The sequence below is a fragment of the Arthrobacter oryzae genome, assembly GCF_037911235.1.
GTDB classification, from domain to species: domain Bacteria; phylum Actinomycetota; class Actinomycetes; order Actinomycetales; family Micrococcaceae; genus Arthrobacter; species Arthrobacter oryzae_E.
In genome coordinates this window covers 35,406-58,028 of sequence record NZ_JBBLYW010000023.1, presented here as the reverse complement: position 1 = coordinate 58,028, position 22,623 = coordinate 35,406, and the positions used below count along the sequence as shown (strand labels likewise).

The 22,623-nt window shown below is 66.1% G+C and carries 24 protein-coding genes; 16 read left to right on the top strand and 8 right to left on the bottom strand.

The window, feature by feature from the left end:
• On the bottom strand, positions 1 to 846 hold the full coding sequence (locus tag WMN78_RS07680) for an oxidoreductase (RefSeq protein ID WP_340533075.1): 846 nt from the start codon (positions 844 to 846) through the stop codon (positions 1 to 3).
• The gene (locus tag WMN78_RS07675) at positions 839 to 1,870 is read right to left on the bottom strand and encodes a LacI family DNA-binding transcriptional regulator (protein WP_340533046.1); all 1,032 of its coding nucleotides are present in this window, start codon (positions 1,868 to 1,870) and stop codon (positions 839 to 841) included. The genes WMN78_RS07680 and WMN78_RS07675 overlap by 8 nt, the downstream gene beginning before the upstream one ends.
• 224 nt (positions 1,871 to 2,094) lie before the next feature.
• Between WMN78_RS07675 and WMN78_RS07670 the strand changes: the two genes are divergently transcribed.
• The 8 genes from WMN78_RS07670 (at position 2,095) to WMN78_RS07635 (ending at position 10,481) form a co-directional block, all read left to right on the top strand.
• The gene (locus WMN78_RS07670) at positions 2,095 to 2,442 is read left to right on the top strand and encodes an L-rhamnose mutarotase (RefSeq protein ID WP_340533044.1); all 348 of its coding nucleotides are present in this window, start codon (positions 2,095 to 2,097) and stop codon (positions 2,440 to 2,442) included.
• 76 nt (positions 2,443 to 2,518) lie between these two features.
• On the top strand, positions 2,519 to 3,685 hold the full coding sequence (rhaI, locus tag WMN78_RS07665) for an L-rhamnose isomerase (protein WP_340533042.1): 1,167 nt from the start codon (positions 2,519 to 2,521) through the stop codon (positions 3,683 to 3,685).
• Positions 3,686 to 3,688: 3 nt separating this feature from the next.
• Positions 3,689 to 5,737 carry a bifunctional aldolase/short-chain dehydrogenase gene (locus tag WMN78_RS07660; protein WP_340533040.1) on the top strand — a complete coding sequence of 683 codons (2,049 nt, stop codon included), beginning with the start codon at positions 3,689 to 3,691 and terminating at the stop codon, positions 5,735 to 5,737.
• The gene (locus tag WMN78_RS07655) at positions 5,734 to 7,239 is read left to right on the top strand and encodes a rhamnulokinase family protein (RefSeq protein ID WP_340533038.1); all 1,506 of its coding nucleotides are present in this window, start codon (positions 5,734 to 5,736) and stop codon (positions 7,237 to 7,239) included. Before WMN78_RS07660 ends, WMN78_RS07655 begins: the two co-directional genes overlap by 4 nt.
• A gap of 81 nt (positions 7,240 to 7,320) precedes the next feature.
• Positions 7,321 to 8,331 carry an acetylxylan esterase gene (locus WMN78_RS07650; RefSeq protein ID WP_340533036.1) on the top strand — a complete coding sequence of 337 codons (1,011 nt, stop codon included), beginning with the start codon at positions 7,321 to 7,323 and terminating at the stop codon, positions 8,329 to 8,331.
• A 354-nt stretch (positions 8,332 to 8,685) separates the two neighbouring features.
• Entirely contained in the window at positions 8,686 to 9,804 is a 1,119-nt protein-coding gene (locus WMN78_RS07645; protein ID WP_340533034.1) for a 3-deoxy-7-phosphoheptulonate synthase, read from the top strand.
• Between the two features lie 169 nt (positions 9,805 to 9,973).
• Positions 9,974 to 10,186 carry a helix-turn-helix domain-containing protein gene (locus tag WMN78_RS07640; protein ID WP_340533032.1) on the top strand — a complete coding sequence of 71 codons (213 nt, stop codon included), beginning with the start codon at positions 9,974 to 9,976 and terminating at the stop codon, positions 10,184 to 10,186.
• Positions 10,187 to 10,382: 196 nt separating this feature from the next.
• On the top strand, positions 10,383 to 10,481 hold the full coding sequence (locus WMN78_RS07635) for a 30S ribosomal protein bS22 (protein ID WP_003792170.1): 99 nt from the start codon (positions 10,383 to 10,385) through the stop codon (positions 10,479 to 10,481).
• Between the two features lie 115 nt (positions 10,482 to 10,596).
• Here WMN78_RS07635 and WMN78_RS07630 read toward each other — a convergent pair whose 3' ends face one another.
• Entirely contained in the window at positions 10,597 to 11,415 is an 819-nt protein-coding gene (locus tag WMN78_RS07630) for an HAD-IB family hydrolase (protein ID WP_340533030.1), read from the bottom strand.
• A gap of 84 nt (positions 11,416 to 11,499) precedes the next feature.
• Here WMN78_RS07630 and WMN78_RS07625 point away from each other — a divergent pair, with 84 nt between their 5' ends.
• Positions 11,500 to 11,754: a glutaredoxin family protein gene (locus WMN78_RS07625; protein ID WP_340533028.1), complete on the top strand. Its 255-nt coding sequence runs from the start codon at positions 11,500 to 11,502 to the stop codon at positions 11,752 to 11,754.
• A 78-nt stretch (positions 11,755 to 11,832) separates the two neighbouring features.
• Positions 11,833 to 12,528: a redox-sensing transcriptional repressor Rex gene (locus WMN78_RS07620; protein WP_340533026.1), complete on the top strand. Its 696-nt coding sequence runs from the start codon at positions 11,833 to 11,835 to the stop codon at positions 12,526 to 12,528.
• 45 nt (positions 12,529 to 12,573) lie between these two features.
• Here the strand turns inward: WMN78_RS07620 and WMN78_RS07615 are convergent, their stop codons facing one another.
• The 3 genes from WMN78_RS07615 to WMN78_RS07605 form a co-directional block, all read right to left on the bottom strand.
• Positions 12,574 to 13,308: a hypothetical protein gene (locus WMN78_RS07615; protein WP_340533024.1), complete on the bottom strand. Its 735-nt coding sequence runs from the start codon at positions 13,306 to 13,308 to the stop codon at positions 12,574 to 12,576.
• Positions 13,309 to 13,580: 272 nt separating this feature from the next.
• A complete protein-coding gene (locus tag WMN78_RS07610) occupies positions 13,581 to 14,420 on the bottom strand; it encodes a hypothetical protein (RefSeq protein ID WP_340533022.1) in 840 nt (279 codons plus the stop codon).
• A 273-nt stretch (positions 14,421 to 14,693) separates the two neighbouring features.
• Positions 14,694 to 15,242 carry a YceI family protein gene (locus WMN78_RS07605; RefSeq protein ID WP_340533020.1) on the bottom strand — a complete coding sequence of 183 codons (549 nt, stop codon included), beginning with the start codon at positions 15,240 to 15,242 and terminating at the stop codon, positions 14,694 to 14,696.
• A 220-nt stretch (positions 15,243 to 15,462) separates the two neighbouring features.
• Here WMN78_RS07605 and WMN78_RS07600 point away from each other — a divergent pair, with 220 nt between their 5' ends.
• From WMN78_RS07600 to ccsB, 5 genes are read left to right on the top strand one after another with little or no spacing between them, the layout of a single operon-like run.
• Positions 15,463 to 16,128 carry a histidine phosphatase family protein gene (locus tag WMN78_RS07600; protein WP_340533019.1) on the top strand — a complete coding sequence of 222 codons (666 nt, stop codon included), beginning with the start codon at positions 15,463 to 15,465 and terminating at the stop codon, positions 16,126 to 16,128.
• Between the two features lie 47 nt (positions 16,129 to 16,175).
• Entirely contained in the window at positions 16,176 to 16,781 is a 606-nt protein-coding gene (locus tag WMN78_RS07595) for a TlpA disulfide reductase family protein (RefSeq protein ID WP_340533018.1), read from the top strand.
• 13 nt (positions 16,782 to 16,794) lie between these two features.
• Complete coding sequence (locus tag WMN78_RS07590; protein WP_011693118.1) at positions 16,795 to 17,550, top strand: cytochrome c biogenesis CcdA family protein; 756 nt, start codon at positions 16,795 to 16,797, stop codon at positions 17,548 to 17,550.
• Positions 17,550 to 19,385, top strand: coding sequence for a cytochrome c biogenesis protein ResB (resB, locus tag WMN78_RS07585; protein ID WP_340533014.1), 1,836 nt, complete (start codon positions 17,550 to 17,552; stop codon positions 19,383 to 19,385). The genes WMN78_RS07590 and resB overlap by 1 nt, the downstream gene beginning before the upstream one ends.
• The gene (gene ccsB, locus WMN78_RS07580) at positions 19,385 to 20,515 is read left to right on the top strand and encodes a c-type cytochrome biogenesis protein CcsB (protein WP_340533013.1); all 1,131 of its coding nucleotides are present in this window, start codon (positions 19,385 to 19,387) and stop codon (positions 20,513 to 20,515) included. The genes resB and ccsB overlap by 1 nt, the downstream gene beginning before the upstream one ends.
• A gap of 155 nt (positions 20,516 to 20,670) precedes the next feature.
• Here the strand turns inward: ccsB and WMN78_RS07575 are convergent, their stop codons facing one another.
• Positions 20,671 to 21,432, bottom strand: a complete 762-nt coding sequence (locus tag WMN78_RS07575) for a hypothetical protein (protein WP_340533012.1) — start codon at positions 21,430 to 21,432, stop codon at positions 20,671 to 20,673.
• Between the two features lie 291 nt (positions 21,433 to 21,723).
• Positions 21,724 to 22,188 (bottom strand): PLDc N-terminal domain-containing protein, encoded by a 465-nt coding sequence (locus tag WMN78_RS07570; protein ID WP_340533011.1) that lies wholly within the window; start codon positions 22,186 to 22,188, stop codon positions 21,724 to 21,726.
• Positions 22,189 to 22,261: 73 nt separating this feature from the next.
• Here WMN78_RS07570 and WMN78_RS07565 point away from each other — a divergent pair, with 73 nt between their 5' ends.
• A complete protein-coding gene (locus WMN78_RS07565) occupies positions 22,262 to 22,621 on the top strand; it encodes a DUF4229 domain-containing protein (protein WP_340533073.1) in 360 nt (119 codons plus the stop codon).
• Positions 22,622 to 22,623: the final 2 nt, after the last annotated feature.

Below are 22,623 nucleotides of genomic sequence, written 5' to 3'. Positions count from 1 at the left end.
TCAGCCCTCGATGCCCGTGCTGAGGCTCAGGTCCCGCCACTGGTCCAGTTCCGCGCGCTCCGCCTCGGCCACGGCGGCAAAGGCGCTGAACGCGTCTCTGCCGAGAACCATCAGCGACGGCGGGTTCGCGCTTTCGGCGATCGCCAGGATGGCGTCCGCCGCCTTCGCGGGATCACCCGGCTGGGTGCCGTGGACCGTGTCGTTCTCCTTGCGCCGTTTCCCGGCCGTCTCCGCGTAGTCCTCGATCGCCGTCGCGGACTGCGTGAGGGAGCGGCCGGCGAAGTCGGTGCGGAAGGCTCCGGGCTCGATGACGGTCACGTTGATGCCCAGCGGCTGCAGCTCCTTGTGGAGGGAACCGGACAGGCCCTCCAGAGCTACCTTGGTGGCCGAATAATAGCCGGACCCGGCCGGTTTGATCCGGGCTCCGATGGAGGAGATGTTGAGGATAGACCCTGCCCGCTTGGCACGCATGTCAGGGAGGACTGCCTTGATCATGTCGACGGCGCCGAAAACGTTCGTGTCGAACAACTGCCGGATGTCGGCGTCGTCCGCTTCTTCCACCGCGGCGCGGTAGCCGTAGCCGGCATTGTTGACGAGGACGTCGACGCCTCCGAAGCGCGTCCGGGCCTGCTGCACCACCGAGCTGATCTGTTCCGGGTCGGTGACGTCGAGGGGGAGGGCCAGCGCCGTGTCAGGGTACGTGGCCGCGAGGTCCTCCAGCGTGGCGGCGTTCCGGGCGGTGACGACGGCGTTGTGGCCGCGGGCGAGCACTGCCCGGGCGAGGGCGCGGCCGAGCCCGGTGGAGCATCCTACGTACTCCCAGTACCTCCCGCCCGGGTCAGGCAGCGTTGGCGGCCTGGGGACCGGCAGTGCTTTGGCGCACCACAAGCTCCGGTGTGAAGATCACGGCCCGGTGCGTGGGCTTGTCGGATTCCAGTTCCTCCGCCAGCAGCTCGATGGCAGTCCGTCCGAGCGCTTCCGTGGGCTGGCGGATCGAGGACAGCGGCACGACGGCGGACACGGCGAAATCGATGTCGTCGTAGCCGATCAGGGCGATGTCCTCCGGAATCCGCAGCGTGCGCAGCATGGTGAGGGACTGCATCACGCCGAGGGCCAGCAGGTCGTTGGCGCAAAACACGCCGTCCGGAAGTTCCCCGGCGCTGCGGCGGGCCAGCTGGTCACCCGCACCGCGGCCCGCCAAGACCGTTTGCCCTGCGGAATCCAGCACCTCCAATGAAGCGTCCGGAACTTCGGCGACGGCGCGCTGCGCTCCCTGGAGGCGGTCGGCCACCTGGCGTATCGACGTCGGGCCTCCCACAAAAGCCAGCCGACGGCGGCCGATGTCCAGCAGGTGCCGCGCCGCAAGGTAACCGCCGGCGTCGTCGTCAACGGAAACTGAACTGTACTTGGCCTCGTCGGCCAGCCGGTCCACCAGGACGGTGGGCACGCCGCGTTCGCGCAGCTGGTCAAGGCGCTCGGTGACGTCGCCCACTGGCGAGATCAGCAGTCCCTGGACCCGCTGCTCCTGGAACAGGTCGATGTAGTTCGACTCGCGTCCGGCATCGTGCCCGCTGTCCCCGAGCAGGACGGCGCTTCCCTGCAGGGCGGCAGCATCCTCGGCGGCGCGGACCACTGAGGTGAAGAAGGGGTTGCCGACGTCGAGGACGATGAGGCCGATGGTGCGGCTGTGGCCGGCGCGGAGCTGGCGGGCGGCGTCGTTGCGTACGAAACCAAGCTCGTCGATGGCCTGCAGAACCCGGTCCTTGGTCCGCTGCGAAACCCGGTCCGGGTAGTTCAGGACATTGGATACTGTTCCCACCGCCACGCGGGCATGGTTCGCAACATCCTTGATGCTGGCTGACCGTGACATGTTTCTCCAAGCTCTCTCGTACGGGGCGGCGGTGCAACCGCCTGGATGAAACCCCCGGCCCAATTGTCCGCGCCCGGTGCGCTTTCCCTGGCGAGCGAAACGGCAACCGCCGGATAAAGCGTTTTCATCCACTGACAATTGCTTGACACCCGCTCGACTTCAAGAGTACTTTGAATCGTAACAATGAAACGATTCAAAGAATCGGAAACTCAGGAGAGTCGCAGATGAGGGTGTGTTTTCGCTCCTCGGTCCAACCAGGACTGATCGATGAGTACAGGCGCCGGCACGCCGCCGTCTGGCCGGACATGCTCCGAGCCCTGAAGGATGCGGGCTGGCAAAACTACTCCCTCTTCCTGGGTGCTGACGGGCTGCTGGTGGGCTACGTGGAATGCGACGACTTTGACGCCGTCAGGGCCCGGATGGCGCTCACCGAAGTCAACGCCCGCTGGCAGGCGGAGATGGCCGCGTTGTTCGACAACACGGACCAGGCACCCGACGAAGGGTTCCTGGTCCTCGAAGAAGTCTTCAATCTTGACGATCAGCTTGCGACGGCGGAGTCCACGGCGAGCTGAGTCACCCAGGCTCCGGCAGCGGGGCCGCAGCACCACCCACCCATACTTCAGCAACACAAGACCGGAAAGAACCATCATGAATGACGTAGCAACGGCGCTGGGCAGGCTCGAGGAGCTTGCCATCGAAGTACCTTCCTGGGCCTATGGAAATTCGGGCACGCGCTTCAAGGTGTTTGGCACGCCGGGCACTCCGCGGACGGTGCAGGAGAAGATTGCGGACGCCGCGAAAGTGCACGAACTCACGGGCCTGGCGCCCACCGTTGCACTGCACATTCCCTGGGACAAGGTGGACGACTACGCGGCACTGCGCGAGTACGCGGCGGGCCTGGGCGTGGGGCTGGGCACCGTCAACTCGAACACCTTCCAGGATGACGAGTACAAGTTCGGATCCCTGACGTCCTCGAACGAGTCCGTCCGCCGCCGGGCCATCGATCACCACCTGAACTGCATCGACATCATGCACGCCACCGGTTCCCGTGACCTGAAGATCTGGCTGGCTGACGGCACCAACTACCCGGGCCAGGATGATATCCGCGGCCGTCAGGACCGCCTGGCGGAGTCCCTGCAGGAGATCTATGCCGGCCTGGGCGGGGAGCAGCGCCTGGTGCTGGAGTACAAGTTCTTTGAGCCGGCTTTCTACCACACCGATGTTCCGGACTGGGGTACGTCCTACGCCCAGACCCTGGCGCTGGGGGAGAAGGCGTTTGTCTGCCTGGACACCGGCCACCATGCTCCGGGCACGAATATCGAGTTCATCGTGATGCAGCTGCTGCGCCTGGGCAAGCTGGGTTCCTTCGACTTCAACTCCCGCTTCTACGCCGATGATGACCTGATCGTGGGCGCGGCGGATCCGTTCCAGCTGTTCCGCATCATGTACGAGGTGATCCGCGGCGGCGGCTTCGGCAGGGAGTCCGGCGTGGCGCTCATGCTGGACCAGTGCCACAACCTGGAGGAGAAGATCCCGGGCCAGATCCGCTCGGTGCTCAACGTCCAGGAAATGACGGCGCGTGCCCTGATGGTGGACACTGCGGCCCTGGGCGAGGCCCAGCGATCCGGGGATGTCCTGGCCGCTAATGCGGTCTTCAACGACGCGTTCTACACGGACGTCCGTCCTGCGCTGGCGCAATGGCGTGAATCCCGCGGCCTGCCCGCGGACCCGATGGCCGCCTTCAAAGCGAGCGGCTACCAAAAGAAAATCAACGAGGACCGCGTGGGCGGCCAGCAAGCCGGATGGGGCGCTTAAAAGATGAATGTAACGACTGTGCATGACGCCGTCCGGGACCTGATTTCCCGTTCCAACCGCCTCGGCGCGGACAAGCGGAACACCAACTACGCCGGCGGCAACACCTCGGCCAAGGGCACCGCAAAGGATCCGGTCACGGGCGAGGATGTCCAGCTCCTCTGGGTCAAAGGCTCCGGCGGTGACCTCGGCACCCTGAAGGCTGAGAACCTGGCCGTGCTGCGCCTGGACCGGCTCCAGGCCCTGAAGAACGTCTACCCCGGGGTGGACCGCGAAGACGAAATGGTGGCTGCTTTTGATTACTGCCTGCACGGCAAGGGCGGCGCCGCCCCGTCGATCGATACCGCCATGCACGGGCTCGTGGACGCCGCGCACGTGGACCACCTGCACCCGGACTCCGGCATCGCGATTGCCACGGCCGTGGACGGGGAGGCACTGACCACCAAGATCTTCGGTGACAAAGTGGTTTGGGTTCCCTGGCGCCGGCCCGGGTTCCAGCTGGGCCTGGACATCGCGGCGATCAAGGACGCCAACCCGCAGGCCGTCGGCACCATCCTCGGCGGCCACGGCATCACCGCCTGGGGCGCCACCAGCGAAGAGGCCGAAGCCAACTCGCTCTGGATCATCGACCAGGCCGAAAAGTTCATCGCTGAAAACGGCCGTCCGCAGCCCTTCGGCCCGAAGCTGCCCGGCTACGCCGCGCTGCCGGAGGCCGAGCGCCGTGCGAAGGCCGCGGCGCTGGCGCCGGTGATCCGCGGGCTGGCGTCCACGGACAAACCGCAGCTGGGGCACTTCAGCGATGACGCCGTCGTGCTTGATTTCCTGGAAGCCGCCGAGCACCCGCGCCTCGGTGCCCTGGGCACGTCCTGCCCGGACCACTTCCTGCGCACCAAGGTCAAGCCGCTCATCCTGGACCTGCCCGCGGACGCGTCCGTTGAGGACTCCATCGCCCGGCTGCAGGAACTCCACACGGCCTACCGCGAGGACTACCAGGCCTACTACGACCGCCACGCAACGCCGGACAGCCCGGCACTGCGCGGCGCGGACCCGGCCATCGTGCTGGTCCCGGGCGTGGGCATGTTCTCCTTCGGCGCGAACAAGCAGACCGCCCGGGTCGCAGGCGAGTTCTATATCAACGCCATCAACGTGATGCGAGGCGCCGAGGCGGTCTCCACGTACGCCCCGATCGAGGAATCCGAGAAGTTCCGGATCGAGTACTGGGCGCTGGAGGAAGCCAAGCTCGCCCGGCTGCCGAAGCCGAAGTCCCACGCCACCCGCATCGCCCTGGTCACCGGCGCAGCGTCCGGGATCGGCAAGGCCATCGCCACCCGCCTCGCCGCCGAAGGCGCCTGCGTCGTCATTGCGGACCTGAACCTGGAGAACGCGCAGGCCGTCGCCGCGGAACTCGGCGGGCCGGACGCAGCCATCGGTGTGCAGGCGGACGTGACCGACGAAGCGCAGATCGCCGCCGCCGTCCAGGAAGCCGTGCTGGCCTTCGGCGGGCTGGACCTGGTGGTCAACAACGCCGGTCTCTCCATCTCCAAGCCGCTGCTGGAAACCACCGAGAAGGACTGGGACCTGCAGCACAACGTCATGGCCAAGGGCTCCTTCCTGGTGGCCAAGGCCGCGGCGAAGGTCATGATTGACCAGGACATGGGCGGGGACATCATCTACATCTCCTCCAAGAACTCCGTCTTCGCCGGCCCGAACAACATCGCCTACTCCGCCACCAAGGCAGACCAGGCCCACCAGGTCCGGCTCCTCGCAGCCGAACTGGGCGAATACGGCATCCGCGTCAACGGCATCAACCCCGACGGCGTGGTCCGCGGCTCCGGAATCTTCGCCGGCGGCTGGGGCGCCAAGCGCGCCGCGGTCTACGGCGTGGATGAGCAGGAGCTGGGCAAGTACTACGCCCAGCGCACGCTGCTCAAGCGCGAAGTGCTGCCCGAGCACGTGGCCAACGCCGCTGCCGTGCTCACCAGCGCCGAACTGTCCCACACCACCGGCCTCCACATCCCCGTGGACGCCGGTGTGGCCGCAGCCTTCCTGCGATGAGCACGTCGCTTAGCGGTGTCGACGGCGCTGATTCTGCCTCCAGCGTTTTTGCCGCCGTCGACATCGGCGCCTCCTCCGGCCGGGTCATCCTGGGCCGGCTTGCAGACCGCAGCGCAGGGTCGGGAGTGACGCTGGAAACGGTGCACCGTTTCCCCAACGGCGTGGTGGAGTCCGACGGCGGCCTGCGCTGGGATTTCGACGCGCTTTTCGCGGAGGTGCTCACCGGCCTCGCTGCCGCGGCCCGCGCCGCCGCCGAACGCGGCGAAACGATCAGCAGCATCGGGATCGACACCTGGGCGGTGGATTACGGCCTGGTCAACGCTGCCGGGCAACTCATGGCGCAGCCCTTCAGCTACCGCGATGACCGCAGCCGCGCCGCCGTCGCCCGGGTCCACCAGAAACTGGACCCGGCCCGGCTCTACGCCACCACCGGGCTGCAGTTCCTGCAGTTCAACACCCTCTACCAGCTGGCCAGCGAACAGGACCTGGACGGGCTGCAGGCCCTGCTCATCCCGGACCTGATCGCGTTCCTGCTCACCGGGCAGCGCCACACCGAGGCCACCAACGCCTCCACCACCGGTCTCTTCGACGCCGTGGCGGGGGAGTGGGCCACCGAATTCCTGGCGGCCCTGGACCTGCCCAAAAAGCTGTTCCCGCCGCTGGTCCAGCCCGGCGAAACCGTCGGCACCCTGCTGCCGGGAATCGCCGCCCGCACCGGACTGGACCAGGCAACAAAGGTGGTGGCCGTCGGCTCGCACGACACCGCCTCCGCCGTCGCGGCCGTCCCGTCGGCGGCAGCTGCCACCGGCGCAACCGGCGCCGGGGACGGGAACTTCGCCTACATCTCCTCGGGGACCTGGTCCCTCGTGGGGGTGGAGCTGAGCCACCCCGTGCTCACCGAAGCCAGCCGGCAGGCGAACTTCACCAACGAACGCGGCGTGGACGGCACCATCCGGTACCTCCGCAACGTCGGCGGGCTCTGGCTGCTCAGCGAATGCCAACGCACCTGGGCGCAGCAGGGATACACGGCGACACTGGACGAACTGCTCACCGCGGCCGCTGCCGTGCCGTTCGGCGGGCCGCAGATCAACGCCGACGATCCCTACTTCATCGCCCCGGACAACATGCCCGAACGCATCCGCGCCGCCGTCCGCAACACCGGCGCCGTCCTCACGGACAGCCCGGCGGCGATCACCCGCTGCATCCTGGACAGCCTCGCCGCCGGCTACGCCCGAACCATCGCCGACGCCGAACGCCTCGCGGACGTCCCCGTGGACGTGGTGCACATTGTGGGCGGCGGCTCGCAGAACCGGCTCCTCTGCCAGCTCACCGCCGACGCCACCGGCAAACGCGTGATCGCCGGACCCGTCGAGGCCACCGCACTCGGAAACGTGCTGGTCCAGGCCCGGGCAGCAGGTATGGCCACCGGAGGCCTCGCCGAGCTGCGGGCCCTGGTTCGCTGCTCGCAGCCCCTGGAAAGCTACCAGTCGGCGCTCGTCTGAGCTGAACCACGTCCCGGAACGCTGCCCCTGACTGACACGATCACACAACACCCAATAGCCCGTTCACAGAACCGGAATCCGATGCCCCTCTTCGACCTACCGCTTGAGCAGCTCCGAAACTACACGTCCGGCGTCACCGCCCCGGCGGACCTTGACGCCTTCTGGGACCGCACCATCAGTGAGGCCCGGGAGTACCCGCTGGACGCAGTGTTTGAGCCCGTGGACAACTGCCTGACGGTAATCGATACGTTCGACGTCACGTTCGCCGGCTTCGGCGGTTCCCCGGTGAAGGGCTGGCTGCACCTGCCGGCGAACCGTTCATCCGACGAGCCGCTTCCCGCCGTCGTGCAGTACGCGGGCTATTCGGGCGGGCGCGGGCTGTGCAACCAGGACACCAAATGGGCGCAGGCAGGGTACGCGCACTTCATCATGGACACGCGGGGGCAGGGGTACGGCGGACTGCTGGGGCACACTGCTGACCCGCACCCGTCCGCGGGCGGCGTGGCGCACGCGGGACTGATGACCCGCGGCGCCGGAAGCCGCGATGACTATTACTACCGGCGGGTCTACGTGGACGCCTTCCGTGCGGTGGAAGCCGCGCAGGCTCATCCCGCCGTCGATCCTTCCCGGGTGGTGGTGGCAGGCGTCAGCCAGGGCGGCGGCATCAGTGTTGCCGTGGCCGGGCTCGCGGCCGGAAGGCTCGACGGCGTGGTCGCCGCGCTGCCGGACGTCCCGTTCCTGCAGGACTTCCCCCGCGCCATCGACATCACGCCGCGCGGACCCTATCCGGAGATTGCCTCGTTCCTGGCCCGCCACCGCGACCGTTACGAGGCGGTCCTCGCCGTGCTCAACTACTTCGACGGCGTCAACCTGGGCCGGGCGGCAACCGCGCCGGCGCTGTTCTCTGCGGCGCAGGCGGACGACATCTGCCCGCCGTCCACCGTCTTTGCCAGCTTCAACGCCTACGGAACTGGCGCTGGAAAGGAGGCTCCGGCCAAGGACATCGAGGTGTACCGCTTCAACAACCATGAGGGCGGCCAGGAACACCAGTGGAACCGGCAGCTGCAATACCTGCGCAAGCTGCTCGGCTGAGGTCCCACTTTCCCCGTCCACCCAACTGACCCGCACTTAACGCTCCGAAATCGCGTTTTCGGAGCGTTAACTGACAGTCAGTTGGGGGATGGTCGCGCGCTTAGGCCCCGCAATATGAGGTCGCGAAATGAGCGTGAATTTGCGGGCCCGGCCTCCTGCGGTTATGGTCTTGGCTATGACTAACCGTTGGTATGCGTATTTTTCGTTGGCTCTGGAGGGGCCCGCGTCTAACTGACACGCATCCAACTTACCTTCAGAGCCAACAGGGCAGAGATCATTCTCTGCCCTTCGCCATTTCTCCGGCGGGTTCTGATCTGGGCCCGCTCCGCACCTTCCGGAACAGGACCCGCACCCATGAGCACCGCAGCAGCCACCGAAACACAGCATTCCACATCCAACCTGCGCGTCAGTGAATTCCAGCCGCTGCCGTCTCCCCAGGACATGATCGCGGAACTGCCGCTTGACTCCCGGGTGGCGGACATCGTCGAACGCGGCCGGGACGAAGTCCGGGCCATCATGGACGGCGTGGACGACCGCCTGCTGGTGATCGTTGGCCCCTGCTCGATCCACGACCCCAAGGCCGGCCTGGAATACGCCCGCCGGCTGGTGAGCCAGGCGGAGAAGCACAAGGAAGACCTGCTGGTGGTCATGCGGACCTACTTCGAGAAGCCCCGCACCACGGTGGGGTGGAAGGGCCTTATCAACGATCCCCGCCTGGACGGCAGCCACGACATTGCCACCGGCCTGCGGGCTGCCCGCCAGTTCCTGAAGCAGGTCACCTCGCTGGGCCTTCCCACAGCCACGGAGTTCCTGGAGCCCATCAGCCCCCAGTACATGGCTGACCTTGTCTCCTGGGGCGCCATCGGTGCGCGCACCACGGAGAGCCAGATCCACCGCCAGCTGGCGTCCGGGCTGTCCATGCCCATCGGGTTCAAGAACGGGACCGACGGCGACCTCCAGGTCGCTGTAGATGCCTGTAGCGCCGCCGCGGCCGCCCAGGCATTCCTCGGGATCGACGGTGACGGCCGGGCCGCGCTCGTTGCCACGGCAGGCAACCCGGACACCCACGTGATCCTTCGCGGCGGCCGCAAGGGCCCCAACTACTCCGCGGCGGACGTCGAAGCGGCGTCGGCAAAAATGGCAGCCAAGCAGCTCAACCCCAGGCTCATTGTGGACGCAAGCCATGCCAACAGCGGCAAGAGCCACCACCGCCAGGCCGAGGTTACCCTGGAAATCGGCGCCCAGCTCGAGGACGGCGGAGCAGCAGCCTCGGCCATTGCCGGGGTCATGCTGGAGAGCTTCCTGGTGGGCGGGGCACAGAACCTGGATGTGGCCGAGCACGCCGCCGGCACCGACCAGTTGGTTTACGGCCAGAGCGTGACGGATGCCTGCATGGAGTGGGATGTGACGGCGTCGGTTCTGGACCAGCTGGCAGCGTCCGCCCGGAAGCGCCGGGGCGCCCTGGAGGGCTGAATTTGTCCGAAGGTTCATCGGAAACTGGTTACGCCGAATGACTTTCACTATGGCACCATCAGCCACTAGAGTAACTAGCACAGGGTAGGTTGATGGCTCAGCATCGGCACACCGCAATGGGGTTTCAATGGGGTTGCCTTTATCAGCTGTCAACAAAGGAATAAGGGAAATGTCCGCAGAGTCGAACTTCTCGAACGCTCAGTTCCTGACTGTGGCCGAAGTGGCCGAGCGCATGCGCGTTTCCAAAATGACCGTGTATCGCCTTGTTCATTCCGGAGAGATGCCTGCCGTCCGTTTCGGCCGGTCCTTCCGGGTGCCGGAGGCCGCCGTCGAACAGTACGTCAAGGGTGCTGTTGTGGAAGGCCAGTCGGACACCGCATAAGCACCTTCGAAGCCGCCGCCGGGCCGCCGCCAAGGTGCGCAGCCAGGCGGGCGGTCAGTGAGTGCGCCGGATAAGCGGTACCCTGTTAGGGAACGTTTTTCGTTATTGTAAGAATCTGTTTGTTGTTTAGTCTGTTGCCTAGTCCACGGACCTCTTCCATCAGACAGGTACTCCATCTAGTTTGTAAGGAACTTTCGTGGGTTCAGTTATTAAGAAGCGTCGCAAGCGTATGGCCAAGAAGAAGCACCGCAAGTTGCTTCGTAAGACCCGCCACCAGCGCCGTAACAAGAAGTAGAGATACTTCCTACAGCGTGAGATGCCCGTTGCCTTTGGCAGCGGGCATTTTTCTTTGCCGGGAAACCGCAGGCAGCAGCGCTCAGCGCGGGCGCTCAGCCGTTCAGCCCGGGACGCTACGCCCGGGGTCCGCGGATGCGGGCGAAGCCTTTCCAGAGGCCGTAGACGGCGCCGCCGGCGGTTGCCGCCTTGAGGCCGAGGGTTGCAGCGCGGCGGCCGGAGCGGAAGTCGTAGACCGGCCAGTTGTTTTCGCGCGCGTGGCGGCGGAGGCGGGCGTCGGGATTGATGGCCACGGGATGGCCCACCATGCTCAGCAGCGGAATGTCATTGTGGGAATCGCTGTAGGCCCAGCAGCGCTTCAGGTCCAGTCCCTCGGCATCCGCGATGCCCTGGACAGCCACCGCCTTGGCCTGGCCATGCAGGATGTCACCCACCAGCCGGCCGGTGTACGCGCCGTCCTTGATTTCGCCCACGGTCCCCAGGGCGCCGCTCAGGCCCAGCCGGGTGGAAATCACCGTGGCCACCTCGATGGGGGTCGCCGTCACCAGCCACACCATGCGGCCCACCCGGAGGTGCTGCTGGGCCAATGCCTTGGCGCCCGGCCAGATCCTGGACTCGATCATCTCATCGAAGACTTCTTCGCCGAGGGCTTTGATGTCTTCCACGGTGATGCCGGCTGCCAGCGTCAGGGCCGAATCGCGGACCGCGTGGACGTCGTCCATGTTCTCGCCGCGGAGGACGAACTTGAACTGCTTCCACGCCATCCCGGCCGCCTGTGGCAGCGTGAAGGCGCCCCGCTGGTGCATTTTCCGGGCCACGTGAAAGAGGCTGGCGCCCTTCATGAGGGTGTTGTCGACGTCGAAGAAAGCGGCCTCGCCGTGCTGCAACGCACCGGCCGGCTGCCGGATCACGGCGACGTACTTCTCCTCGGGCATGACTTGAGTCTAGTCAATGGGCAAGTCCACGCCGTCACGACCGTGCCGTCGCGGCGGGGCAGAAGCCCGGGCTACGGTTGATGCATGGCACATCCCGACGTCGTCCTCATCACCAAAGCTGACTGCCACCTCTGCGACGCGGCGCGCGACGCCGTCGGGCGGGTCACAGCCGCACTGGGACTTGAGTGGACCGAACAACTGGTGGATAACCAGCCGGAGCTCCGCGAACGTTACGCCGAAGAGATCCCCGTGGTTCTGGTGGACGGGATCCAGCGCGACTTCTGGAAGATCGACGAAACCCGCCTGGAACGGATCCTTCGCCAGGCCGTGGCCAAGTAACCGCGGCTACTCCTGCTTTGTTGGCATTGCGGACGGGGCTCTAGAGTGGACTCACAACGCGACGCAATGGAGCAGATAGTGACTTCGCTGGATTCATCCCCCGAGGCCGTCCACGGGGAAAGCGGAACTGCGGCCAAGCAGATTCCGCCCGCGGCCGTGGCCCGGCTGACCATTTATTTGCGCGCCCTCACCACAATGCTGGCCGAAGGCGTTGAACGCGTCTCCTCCGAATCCCTGGCCGAAGCCTCCGGCGTGAGCTCGTCCACCCTCCGCAAGGACCTCTCCCACGTCGGGTCCTACGGCACCCGCGGCGTCGGCTATGAAGTGCAGTACCTGAGCCGAAATATCTCCGCCGCGCTCGGGCTCACCCGGGACTGGAAAGTGGCCATCGTGGGCGCCGGCAACCTTGGCAAGGCCCTGGCGCGGTACGGCGGCTTTGAGTCGCGGGGATTCGATGTCGTGGCCATTTTCGACGCCGACCAGATGGTGGTGGGCAATGAGGTTGGCTGGCTGCGCGTCAGCGACGTCGCGGACCTGGAGACGGTGCTCCAGCGGACCGGCGCCAACATGGTGGTGCTCGCACTGCCTGCCGCCGTGGCACAGGGTGTGTGCGACCGCGTCATCGCCGCCGGAGTGCGGAGCATCCTCAGTTTCGCCCCGGTGATGCTGCAGGTGCCGCCGGGCGTCAACCTGCGCAAGGTGGACATGGCCACCGAGCTGCAGATCCTGGCCTACCACGCCCAGCGCACCCAGACCCCGGAGGACGGCGAGTAACCCCGCCGGTCCGGTGCTGTCCAGGCGCCGTCGTCCGCCTAGCCGTTAGCGGCCGTAGGAGTGGCCGGGCTGCGCATACGGGCTTGCGAACGGGTGGTACTTCCGGAAAAACGGCGCTGAGCCGGGGAGGTACAGGAGCACTATCGCGGCCACACCGGCCAGGATGGACGGTGTGCCCGGCCCGTTCTCAAAAATGCCCAGCAGGGAAAAGGCCGCGAAGATCGTGCCGAGAACACGGGCCCAGTTCCGGCCCTTCCGGATATTGAACGCCACCAGCGCGTACATCAGGACGCCGAAAGCGGCAATCAGCGCCACCATTCCCACGATGACGCCCTTGATCGCCTCGAAATCCACGTCGGCTCCGCTGGTTGCCAGCCTCGCTTCCATCTGGCGGCGCACAGCGGGGTCGTCGATGGAACCCATCGAGAAAAAGATCGAGCCCACCCAGAAGAGGCAGGCGAGGATCAGCAGCCAGAAGGAGGCGTTCACCAGCGGGGGAGCAGCCCGGCCCGAGTTCCCCTGCTGCGGCAGTTCGGAGGGGTAGGCCAGGTACTGCGGCTGCGCGTACTGCTGGGGCTGTACATACTGCGGCTGCGCGTACTGGGGTGCCTGCGCGTTCTGCGGCTGGCCATATTGCGGTGCCTGGCCGTACTGCGGCTGCCCGTACTGGGGTGCCTGGCCAGATTGCGGCGCCTGCGCGTACTGCGCCGGCTGCTGGCCGTACTGACCGCCGGAGGCGGAATCGTTGGGCTGCGACGGCGGGAGGGGCGGGATGCTCATTAGTGATCCTTTGCAACTCGATTACTCTGTAATCTCTTCGGGGATCAGCCACATCATCCTGCCCCCAGTGTGATTTTGGTAACACGGTACCGCCTGCGGGGGTCTTCTGGGCAGGGTTTGCAGCTCAATTTCGGCTCAAGAGATTGCCGGGCAGACGCAAAGGGCGCGGACTCCGGAGGCGGGCGACTGAATTCGCCCGGCCATCCAAAGTCCACGCCCTCTGGCTGTGGAAACGCCGATGCTTCGGTTTGGTGCTGCGTCTGCCGGCCGGACTAGCGGCCGTAGGGGTTGCCCGGCTGGGAGTAGGGACCCCCGAAAGGCTGCTGCTTCTGGAAGTAAGGTGCGGACGCCGGGAGGTACAGCATCACGATCGCCGCGATGCCCAGCAGGCCCGAGAGGGTTCCGAGGCTGAGCGGGAACAGGCTGAAGATCGACAGGGCGGCCAGGACGGTGCCCAGGATGCGCGCCCAGTTCTTGCCCTTGCGCACGTTGAACGCAACCAATGCGTACAGGCCTGCGCCGATGAGGCCCACCACCACCATCATGCCGATGATCAGGCCCTTGATCGACTCGAAGTCCACGTCCGCGCCGCTGGTCCGCATCTGATCCTCGAACGTGCTGCGCATGGCCGGATCATCGAGTGCGGGAATGGCGATCAGCAGGGAGACCAACCACAAGACGCCCGCCGCAATGATCATCCAGAACGCGTTGTTGACCATTTTCGGCACACCGCCGGCTGCGACACCCTGCGGCTGCTCGGACGGGTACTGGGCGTACGGGGACTGGCCGTACTGCTGCGGCGCCTGCCCGTAAGGCTGCTGCGACTGCCCGTACGGCTGCTGCCCGTACTGCGGCGCGGCAGGAGGCTGCTGCCCGTACTGCGGCTGCCCGTACTGGGGAGCGTTCTGGCCGTATTGCGGTGCGGCCGGGGGCTGCTGGCCGTACTGCGGTGCGTTCTGGCCGTACTGGGGAGCCGCGGGGGACTGCTGGCCGTACTGCGGAGCGTTCTCCCCGTACTGCGGTGCGTTCTGCCCGTACTGCGGGGCATCGGGGACGGGCTTGCCGTTTTCAGGTTCGTTCGGGCCGGCCGGGTTTGCTGGAGGGGTGCTCATAGTTGGTCCTTTGCGGGTCGACTACTGATTAATCAGGTACCGGGATCAGTAACGGTTCCCTGCCCCCAGCATGGTTTGGTTCAACCGTACCGCGCTCCGGCCGCCCGGTGGATCATTCGGAAGAGGTATTCTGACCGGTCGAGTCAGGCGGCCACATCGGATAGGGATCCGGCGCCGAATCATGTGCATTAAACACAGCGCCCCGCTCCGTCGCAGGGACGGAGCGGGGCGCTGTGGCGGTGCAGTATCTACCGGTTGCTACAAGGCAGGTAATTAGGCAGCGGGGGCGATGAACGCGAGCTCGAGGTTGATGGCAACCTTGTCGCTGACCAGCACGCCGCCGGCTTCGAGGACGGCGTTCCAGGTCAGGCCGAAGTCCTTGCGGCTGATGGTGGTTTCTGCCGTGAGGCCGGCGCGGGTGTTGCCGAAGGGATCGACAGCCACGCCGTGGAGCTCGGTCTCAAGGGCCACCGGGCGGGTGACGCCCTTGATGGTGAGGTCGCCCTGGAGTTCGTAGGCGTCGCCCTTGGGGACGATCGCATTGGAGACGAAGGAGATCTCCGGGAACTTCTCGACGTCGAAGAAGTCTTCGCCGCGGACGTGGCCGTCGCGGTTGACGTCGCCCGAGTCAAAGCTGGCGGTCTGGATGGTGGCGTTGACCTTGGAGTCGGCAACGTTCTGGGCGAGGTCCAGCGTGGCTACGGCGTCCGTGAACTGGCCGCGGACCTTGCTGATGCCTGCGTGGCGGACGGTGAACCCGATTTCGCTGTGCGAGTTGTCGAGGGTCCAGGTGCCGGTGGTGATGTTGGCGGGCAGTGCCATGGTGTTGCTCCTTGTTTTCTGTGGTGGAAAGTCTCTTGCGAAGGACATCTGATCGCCAGCCAAAACTTCCTTGGTTGAAGTCTCAACTAACTGCTTCACCCAGTATAAACATGCATTTGCATCTTTTATTCCAACTCCGGGGAACATTTCTCCAAACTTCTGAGTTCTACTTCCTGTAGAAGATTTCAGATCGCCCGACATCTTTGAGAAACTGGTAGACATGCCCCAAGCCACTGTTCATCTTCTTCGCCATGGCGAGGTCCACAATCCGGACGGCATCCTCTATGGACGGCTGCCGGAATTCCACCTCTCCGACCTCGGACAGCAGATGGCCAAGACGCTCGCCGTGCACTTCAGCGACCGCGCTGCGCAAGGGGCGAACATTGTGCACCTGGTGGCGTCACCACTCACCCGCGCCCAGGAAACCGCCCTCCCCATCTCCGAAGCGCTGAACCTCGAAATCAATACCGAGGCGCGCATCATCGAAGCCGGGAACCACTTTGAAGGCCTCCGGGTCAACAAGGCTGAACTCCTCAAGCCCAAGCACTGGCCGCACCTGCGCAACCCGTTCGTTCCCTCCTGGGGCGAGCCGTACAAGGCCCAGGCGGCCCGCGTTATCGCAGCAGTGCAGGACGCACGCCTCCGAGCCATTGAGCTGGGCGGCGATCACGCCGAAGCCATCCTGGTCAGCCACCAGCTGCCCATCTGGTCCACCCGCCTGAGCGCCGAAGGCAAGCCCCTCTGGCACGATCCGCGCAAGCGCGAATGCACGCTCACGTCCATCACGTCGCTGGTGTTCGACGACGACGGCGCCGTCCTGCGCGTTGAGTACAGCGAGCCTGCCGCCGCACTTTTGCCTGGCGCATCGAACACTCCGGGGGCCTGAACGTGGCCGGATTCAAATTCAACAAGGCAGCCAGCGCACGAAATGACATGACGAACGCTGCGTCCCGCCGCAGTGTCCTCGCAGCAGGCGGCCTGGGGCTGGCCGCCCTCACCCTGGGACTGTCCGCGTGCGCCCAGGAGGACGCCCTGGCCAAACAGGCCAGGGCAGGGGACAACAAGAACTACGTGGCCGGGGACGGATCCGTTACCGAATTCGCCGCTGCCGACCGGAAATCCGCCGTCACCATCAAGGGGACCCTGTTCGACGGCACCACCGTGGAGCCGGCTGACTTTGTCGGCAAAGTCACGGTGCTCAACTTCTGGTTCGCTGCCTGCGCGCCGTGCCGCGTCGAGGCCCCGTCACTCGAAGCCCTGCACCAGGAGTTCAAGGAGCAGGGCGTGCAGTTCTACGGCGTGAACCTCCGCGATGAAAAGGCCGCCGCCGAGGCGTTCGACAAGACCTTCAACCTGACCTACCCCAGCTTCCATGACAAGGACGGCGGCGTGCTCCTGGCCGTCTCCGGGCTGGTCCCCCCGGGCGCCGTGCCCACCACGCTGGTGCTGGACAAGCAGGGCAGGGTAGCCTCCCGCGTCCTGGGCGAAATCCAAAAGGGCACGCTCAAAGCCCTCATAGCCGCCGCCGTGGCAGAGTAGCGGCGCCCCCACCGTGAACAGCCCCTTCGCCGAAGCCATCCTGAACGGTTCCCTGCTGCTCGCCATACCCGTGGCGCTGCTCGCCGGACTCGTGTCCTTCCTCTCGCCGTGCGTCCTGCCCCTGGTGCCCGGATACCTGGGCTATGTCACCGGACTGACCGGCGTGGACCTGGAGAAGCAGAAGCGCGGCCGGATGCTTGCCGGAATCGGCCTGTTCGTGCTCGGTTTCTCCGTGATTTTTGTCCTGCTGGGCGGGGCTTTCGGCCAGCTGGGGTCCATGATCAGCGGCGGCCAGAACGCATGGATCACCCAGGTACTGGGCATCCTGGTAATCATCATGGGCGTAGTGTTCATGGGCGGATTCAGCTGGCTGCAGCGGGACGCCAAGATCCATGCCAAACCGCCGGCCGGGCTGTGGGGTGCACCGTTGCTGGGCATCACCTTCGGACTGGGGTGGGCGCCGTGCATCGGCCCCACCTACTCCGCCGTCCAGCTGTTGAGCATGTCCGGAGGGTCCTCGGCCGCCAAGGGCGCGTTCCTGGCCTTCGTCTATAGCCTGGGGCTGGGCATCCCGTTCCTGCTGATTGCCTTGGCCGTGCGCCGCGGCGTCGGCGTGATGTCCTTCTTCCGCAAGCACCGCCTCGCCATCCAGCGGATCGGCGGGGGAATCCTGGTGGTCCTGGGCCTGCTGATGGCCAGCGGGGTCTGGGGCGCCTGGGTTTCCGGGCTGCAGTACTGGTTCCAAACCGATGTGAAATTGCCGATCTGATGAGCGAGCGAGTGAACGACAAGAACAAGCCTGCACCCGCGGACGAGACAGCGGAGAACACAGCCCAGAACAAGAACGCGGCGACTCCCGTGGCCAAGGCCAAGGCGGAAGCCGCACTTCCGGCGCTTGGCCTCAAGGGCATGCTGCGCTGGGCCTGGACCCAGCTGACGAGCATGCGCACCGCGCTGTTCCTGCTCCTCCTGCTGGCCGTTGCTGCGGTTCCCGGATCGCTGTTCCCGCAACGCCCCGCCAACCCCTCGATCGTCACGCAGTACATTGCTGACAACCCGGACTACGGCAAGATCCTGGACTCCCTCCAGCTTTATGACGTGTACTCCTCGGCGTGGTTCTCGGCCATCTACATCCTGCTGTTCATTTCGCTGATCGGCTGCGTGGTTCCCCGCGCGATCGCCCACTACAAGGCCATGCGCTCCCAGCCCCCGCGCACTCCGGCCAGGCTCTCCCGCCTGCCCGAGTACGGCACGCTGGTCATTCCCGCGGACGCCGGGATCCCGGCGTCGCGCGCTATTGCGGACGCTGCAGCGAAGCTGAAGAAACGCGGTTACCGCGTTGACGTCAGGGACGACGACGGCGCGCGGCCCTCATTGGGGGCCGAGCGCGGCTTCCTGAAGGAAGTGGGCAACCTAGTGTTCCACACCTCGCTGATCGGCGTGCTGGTGTCCGTGGCGGCCGGCGGCCTGTTCGGGTACAGCGGGCAGCGGATCCTGGTGGAGGGCGACACGTTCGTGAACACCCTGGTGGGTTACGACCAGTTCACCCCGGGCACCAACTTCCAGAGCAGCCAGCTCCAGCCCTACTCCATCCAGCTGGACAAGTTCCAGATCACGTTCGACCGTGAATCGAAGGGCAAGTTCGGCCAGCCCATCGACTTCAAGGCCGATGTGACCACCCGGGAAACACCGGATGCGCCCGCGGAGCAGCAGGTGCTGAAGGTGAACGACCCCGTCAGCCTGGGCGGCACCAGCATTTACCTCACCGGCAACGGCTATGCCCCCGTGGTGACCATCCGCGACGGCGCCGGCAACGTCGCCATGCAGGGCCCGGTAGTGGCCAAGCTGCAGGGGGACAACTACTACTCCTCCGTGGTGATCAAGGTTCCCGATGCCAAGCCGGACCAGCTCGGGTTCGCCGGCTTCTTCCTGCCCACCGCGTTCGTCACCGAGGAAGGCGTCTCCTTCAGCGGGGACCCGGAGCTGATCAACCCGCAGCTCACCCTGAACTCGTACTTCGGCGACCTCGGCCTGGACGCGGGCTCCCCGCAGAACGTCTTCGAGCTCGACGTGAAGAAACTGACGCCGCTGAACGCCCGGAACCTCGACGCCGGCGGCATCACCCTGGCTCCCGGCAGCACCTACACGCTCCCGGACGGCAAGGGCTCCATCAGCTTTGACGGCGTGAAGCGCTACATCGGCGTGGACATCCATCACAACCCGGGCCAGCTCTACGCCCTGATCTTCGCGCTGCTCGCCGTGGCCGGGCTGGTGACCTCCCTCTACGTGAACCGTCGCCGGGTCTGGGTCCGCACGGGCACCCACCCCGACGGCCGCACCATGGTGGAGTACGGGCTTCTGGCCCGCGGCGAGGACCACCGCCTTGCGGCAGAAGCTGAGACGATCCGCGGGCTGCTGACGGACGAATGGGGCCTGGACTCGCAGAACGACGATTCCCAGAAAGTTCCCAGCGGCCAGGCGGATAATGGCCGGGCGGATCATGGCGCGGCGGGCACCGACCGCAGCGAGGCCTCCGATGCGGCGCCCACAGAAGACTTCATCCAGTCAACAGCAGGCTCATCCGACTCGAAGAAGGACCAGTAATGCTCCCCATCAACGAAACCATGGGCCAGTACAGCGAGCTCTTTATGCTGCTGGCTGCCGGCACCTACACGGTTGCCTTTATCGCCTTCGCCTGGGATCTGGCCAAGAGCAGCAAGGCGCTCCAGGCCGTTGACCTCAAAGCTGCGGCCGCGGCGGGCGCTTCAGCGCCGGTCGCAGTCAAAGTCCCGGTGGGCGCCGGTGTTGGCACCGGAGGTGCTGTTGACCGTACCGACGTTGACCGTGCTGATTCGGACGTCAGCGGGCCGGCCGGCCGTGCCGAGCGGCCGTCGTCGTCCACGAGCCGTGCCTCGAGCGGTGCCGCGGCAGGCGCCGGTCAGACCGCCGACGCCGGCATGCGCTACGCCGCCGAACGCCGCGTTCCCGCCCGCGTCGCGGTTGCCCTGACGGTGCTGGGTGCCGTGATCCACGGCGCCGGGGTGGTCACCCGTGCCCTCGGTGCGGGCCGGGTGCCGTGGGGCAACATGTACGAGTTCCTCACCACGGGCGCCTTCGTGGCCGTGGCTGTCTTCCTGCTGGTGCTGATCCGCCGCGACCTGCGGTTCCTGGGCACGTTCGTGATCGGCCTGGCCATCATCATGCTGGTGGCGGCATCCGTGGCGTACTGGACGCCGGTGGGTCACCTGGTACCGGCGCTTCAGAGCTACTGGCTGATCATCCACGTGTCCATCGCGGTGCTGTCCTCCGCGCTGTTCACGCTGACGTTCGCGATGTCCGCCCTGCAGCTGGTGCAGGCGCACCGGCAGAGGGCCATCGCGGCAGGCGGCGCGGACAAGCTGGGCTTCATGCGCCTGGTGCCGTCCGCCCTCAGCCTGGAAAACCTCTCCTACCGCATCAACGCCATCGCCTTCGTCGGATGGACCTTCACCCTGATGTTCGGCGCCATCTGGGCCGAGAAGGCCTGGGGACGCTTCTGGGGCTGGGACACCAAGGAAGTCTGGACCTTCGTGATCTGGGTGGTTTACGCCGGCTACCTGCACGCCCGTGCCACGCGCGGCTGGACCGGCACCCGTGCCGCCTGGCTGTCGATCGTGGGCTACCTCTGCGTGATCTTCAACTTCACCATAGTGAACCAGTTCTTCAACGGCCTGCACTCGTACTCGGGGCTTTAGGGCCGCGTCCGGTCGCCCGGCCGCCGCGGTTCCCCCGCCTCGGTTAGCCGCACCGGTAAGCCGCACCGCGGGTTGCCGCACAATTTGCCACTATTGGCCGCTAAGCCGTGCGCTTAGCGGCCAATAGTGTCAAAGGGCCGAGGTGCTGTACTAAATCAACGACGACGGCGGGCTGGTTCCGGCGCCCAGCCGCGCTCCACAAGCGCTTTGCGCACGCGGGTCACGGCCCGCGGCTCCATGCCGGGCACGAGTAGGTCGAGGTCCAGATGGGTCAGCACCACGACCCGCCAGCCCGCCTCCTTGGCATCCTCGTCGCGGAAGATATCGCTGCGGCGTTGGGCGACCGAGGCGTGATGGCCGCCGTCGTACTGGATTGCCACCTTCTCCTGTTCGTAGGACATGTCGGGATCCTGGATCCAGCGGCCTGCCTCGTCGAACATCGGCTCGTTGATGGCGGGTTCGGGAAGGCCGTAGCGGCGCAACAGCAGCCTGACCTCGGTCTCCTTCGGGGAATCGGTGCGTGCCCGCATCAGAGTGCATTGCACATGCCGCCCCGGAGTGATGTCCGACGGCTCCAGACTCAACTGGTGGCCCACCACTCCCTTGCGCCGGAGGGCTCGCCGGCCGACGGGGCAGGCCAGATGGAGCAGATCGTTGTTCTGCCAGGTCAGCGGCAGCGGAAATCCCCAGAGCAGGGCTGCCGAGAGATGGCTGACCACAGCTCCCGTGACGGCGCCGACAGCAGCGACGCGGAGCAGCAGGGTTGCCTCCGCTGATGCTGAAACCCGTGCTCCGGTGCATGGCCGCGCGAGGTCGCTGGCCCGCAGCCGGCGCCTTGTCAGGCCTGCGGACCGGGCCTGCTCCAGCGTGAAGGGCCCGCCGCGAAGATGATCGGGGAGCTCGGAGGGAGGGCGCATAGAAGCATTGTGGCCCGGCGGCGTGGGGGTACAGGGGTTATCCACAATCCGACGTCGATGTGGAGGACAAGTGAGGGTCCGGGATGTTTGGTGCGGGCGGGCCGCGCGCCGCTTTCTGACGTTGCCGCCTTCGGACGTTGCCGCTTTCGGACGCTGCCCTTTGCCACTTTTGGCCGCTCTACGGGAGGTTTAGCGGCCAAAATCGGCAAATGGGTGAGGAGGCGCGGGCCGGAGCCGCGGCCCGGTCAAGGCGTGAGGGGATCGGGGCCCGGGGGCGACCGAGGGGAGAGCCTACTTTACCTCGTCCGTGCCGTGGGCGTCGGTCTCGGGGTGGTGCGATTCCTCGGTGTGCTTCTCGCCCCGGTGGCTGCCATTCGGCTTTGACTTGCCCTCAGCGCCATTCGTGCCGGGGGTGCCGCCGTTGACCTTGCGTTCCTTGGCCTGCAGTTCGTCCTTGAGCTTCCGAAGGCGGTCCGCTTCGGCCTGGTTGCGACGGCGGATTTCCAGGTTGCGCAGGAAATCGGGGTCGTCATCCGGGGCCGTGGTGCGGGTGTAGGTCTGCGGCGCGCTGCGGTCCTTGCGAGGACGTCCGATGATGAACCAGAGTGCCGCACCCACCACCGGCAGGACAACAACCACGACGATCCAGGCAGTCTTGGAGATGCCCCTGGTGAGGTTCTTATCAGTGCGGATCACGTCCACGATGCCATAGACGTATATGGCAAGAACGGCGACGGCGACCAATACACGGGGCATACCACCAGTCTACCGTCAGGAGGCTTTGGCCGGGGTGCAGGCGGCGGACGGCTAAACTTGGACTGTGGCCTTCATGAAATACTCCCTGATCCGTCTGGCACTGTTTGTGCCGCTGTTCGCACTGTTCAGCTTCCTTCAAATCGGAATGCTGCTCTCCGCAGTCTGCGCCGGCCTGATCGCTTTCGCCATCAGCTACCTGTTCTTCCAGCAGCAGCGCGACGCCGCCACCGCCACCCTGCACGAGCGGTTCTCCGGCCGGGCCAAGCCCATCCGGACCGCCGGCGAGGTTGAAGACGCCGACGCCGAGGACAGCCTGGTGGACGCCAACCCGGACATCACCGTCCGCTCTGAGGTTCCCCGCACCGAAGCTCCCCGCACCGAAGCCCCCAGAACGGAAGCCCCCAGCACGGAAGCCCAGCGCAAGGAACCCTGAGC

What these genes read in the sequence shown, in the direction of transcription:
- WMN78_RS07675 (WP_340533046.1), bottom strand. Translation starts at nt 1,870, where the DNA reads ATGTCACGGTCAGCCAGCATCAAGGATGTTGCGAACCATGCCCGCGTG.
- WMN78_RS07670 (WP_340533044.1), top strand. Translation starts at nt 2,095, where the DNA reads ATGAGGGTGTGTTTTCGCTCCTCGGTCCAACCAGGACTGATCGATGAG.
- rhaI (WP_340533042.1), top strand. Translation starts at nt 2,519, where the DNA reads ATGAATGACGTAGCAACGGCGCTGGGCAGGCTCGAGGAGCTTGCCATC.
- WMN78_RS07660 (WP_340533040.1), top strand. Translation starts at nt 3,689, where the DNA reads ATGAATGTAACGACTGTGCATGACGCCGTCCGGGACCTGATTTCCCGT.
- WMN78_RS07655 (WP_340533038.1), top strand. Translation starts at nt 5,734, where the DNA reads ATGAGCACGTCGCTTAGCGGTGTCGACGGCGCTGATTCTGCCTCCAGC.
- WMN78_RS07650 (WP_340533036.1), top strand. Translation starts at nt 7,321, where the DNA reads ATGCCCCTCTTCGACCTACCGCTTGAGCAGCTCCGAAACTACACGTCC.
- WMN78_RS07645 (WP_340533034.1), top strand. Translation starts at nt 8,686, where the DNA reads ATGAGCACCGCAGCAGCCACCGAAACACAGCATTCCACATCCAACCTG.
- WMN78_RS07640 (WP_340533032.1), top strand. Translation starts at nt 9,974, where the DNA reads ATGTCCGCAGAGTCGAACTTCTCGAACGCTCAGTTCCTGACTGTGGCC.
- WMN78_RS07630 (WP_340533030.1), bottom strand. Translation starts at nt 11,415, where the DNA reads ATGCCCGAGGAGAAGTACGTCGCCGTGATCCGGCAGCCGGCCGGTGCG.
- WMN78_RS07625 (WP_340533028.1), top strand. Translation starts at nt 11,500, where the DNA reads ATGGCACATCCCGACGTCGTCCTCATCACCAAAGCTGACTGCCACCTC.
- WMN78_RS07615 (WP_340533024.1), bottom strand. Translation starts at nt 13,308, where the DNA reads ATGAGCATCCCGCCCCTCCCGCCGTCGCAGCCCAACGATTCCGCCTCC.
- WMN78_RS07610 (WP_340533022.1), bottom strand. Translation starts at nt 14,420, where the DNA reads ATGAGCACCCCTCCAGCAAACCCGGCCGGCCCGAACGAACCTGAAAAC.
- WMN78_RS07605 (WP_340533020.1), bottom strand. Translation starts at nt 15,242, where the DNA reads ATGGCACTGCCCGCCAACATCACCACCGGCACCTGGACCCTCGACAAC.
- WMN78_RS07600 (WP_340533019.1), top strand. Translation starts at nt 15,463, where the DNA reads ATGCCCCAAGCCACTGTTCATCTTCTTCGCCATGGCGAGGTCCACAAT.
- WMN78_RS07595 (WP_340533018.1), top strand. Translation starts at nt 16,176, where the DNA reads ATGACGAACGCTGCGTCCCGCCGCAGTGTCCTCGCAGCAGGCGGCCTG.
- resB (WP_340533014.1), top strand. Translation starts at nt 17,550, where the DNA reads ATGAGCGAGCGAGTGAACGACAAGAACAAGCCTGCACCCGCGGACGAG.
- ccsB (WP_340533013.1), top strand. Translation starts at nt 19,385, where the DNA reads ATGCTCCCCATCAACGAAACCATGGGCCAGTACAGCGAGCTCTTTATG.
- WMN78_RS07575 (WP_340533012.1), bottom strand. Translation starts at nt 21,432, where the DNA reads ATGCGCCCTCCCTCCGAGCTCCCCGATCATCTTCGCGGCGGGCCCTTC.
- WMN78_RS07570 (WP_340533011.1), bottom strand. Translation starts at nt 22,188, where the DNA reads ATGCCCCGTGTATTGGTCGCCGTCGCCGTTCTTGCCATATACGTCTAT.
- WMN78_RS07565 (WP_340533073.1), top strand. Translation starts at nt 22,262, where the DNA reads ATGAAATACTCCCTGATCCGTCTGGCACTGTTTGTGCCGCTGTTCGCA.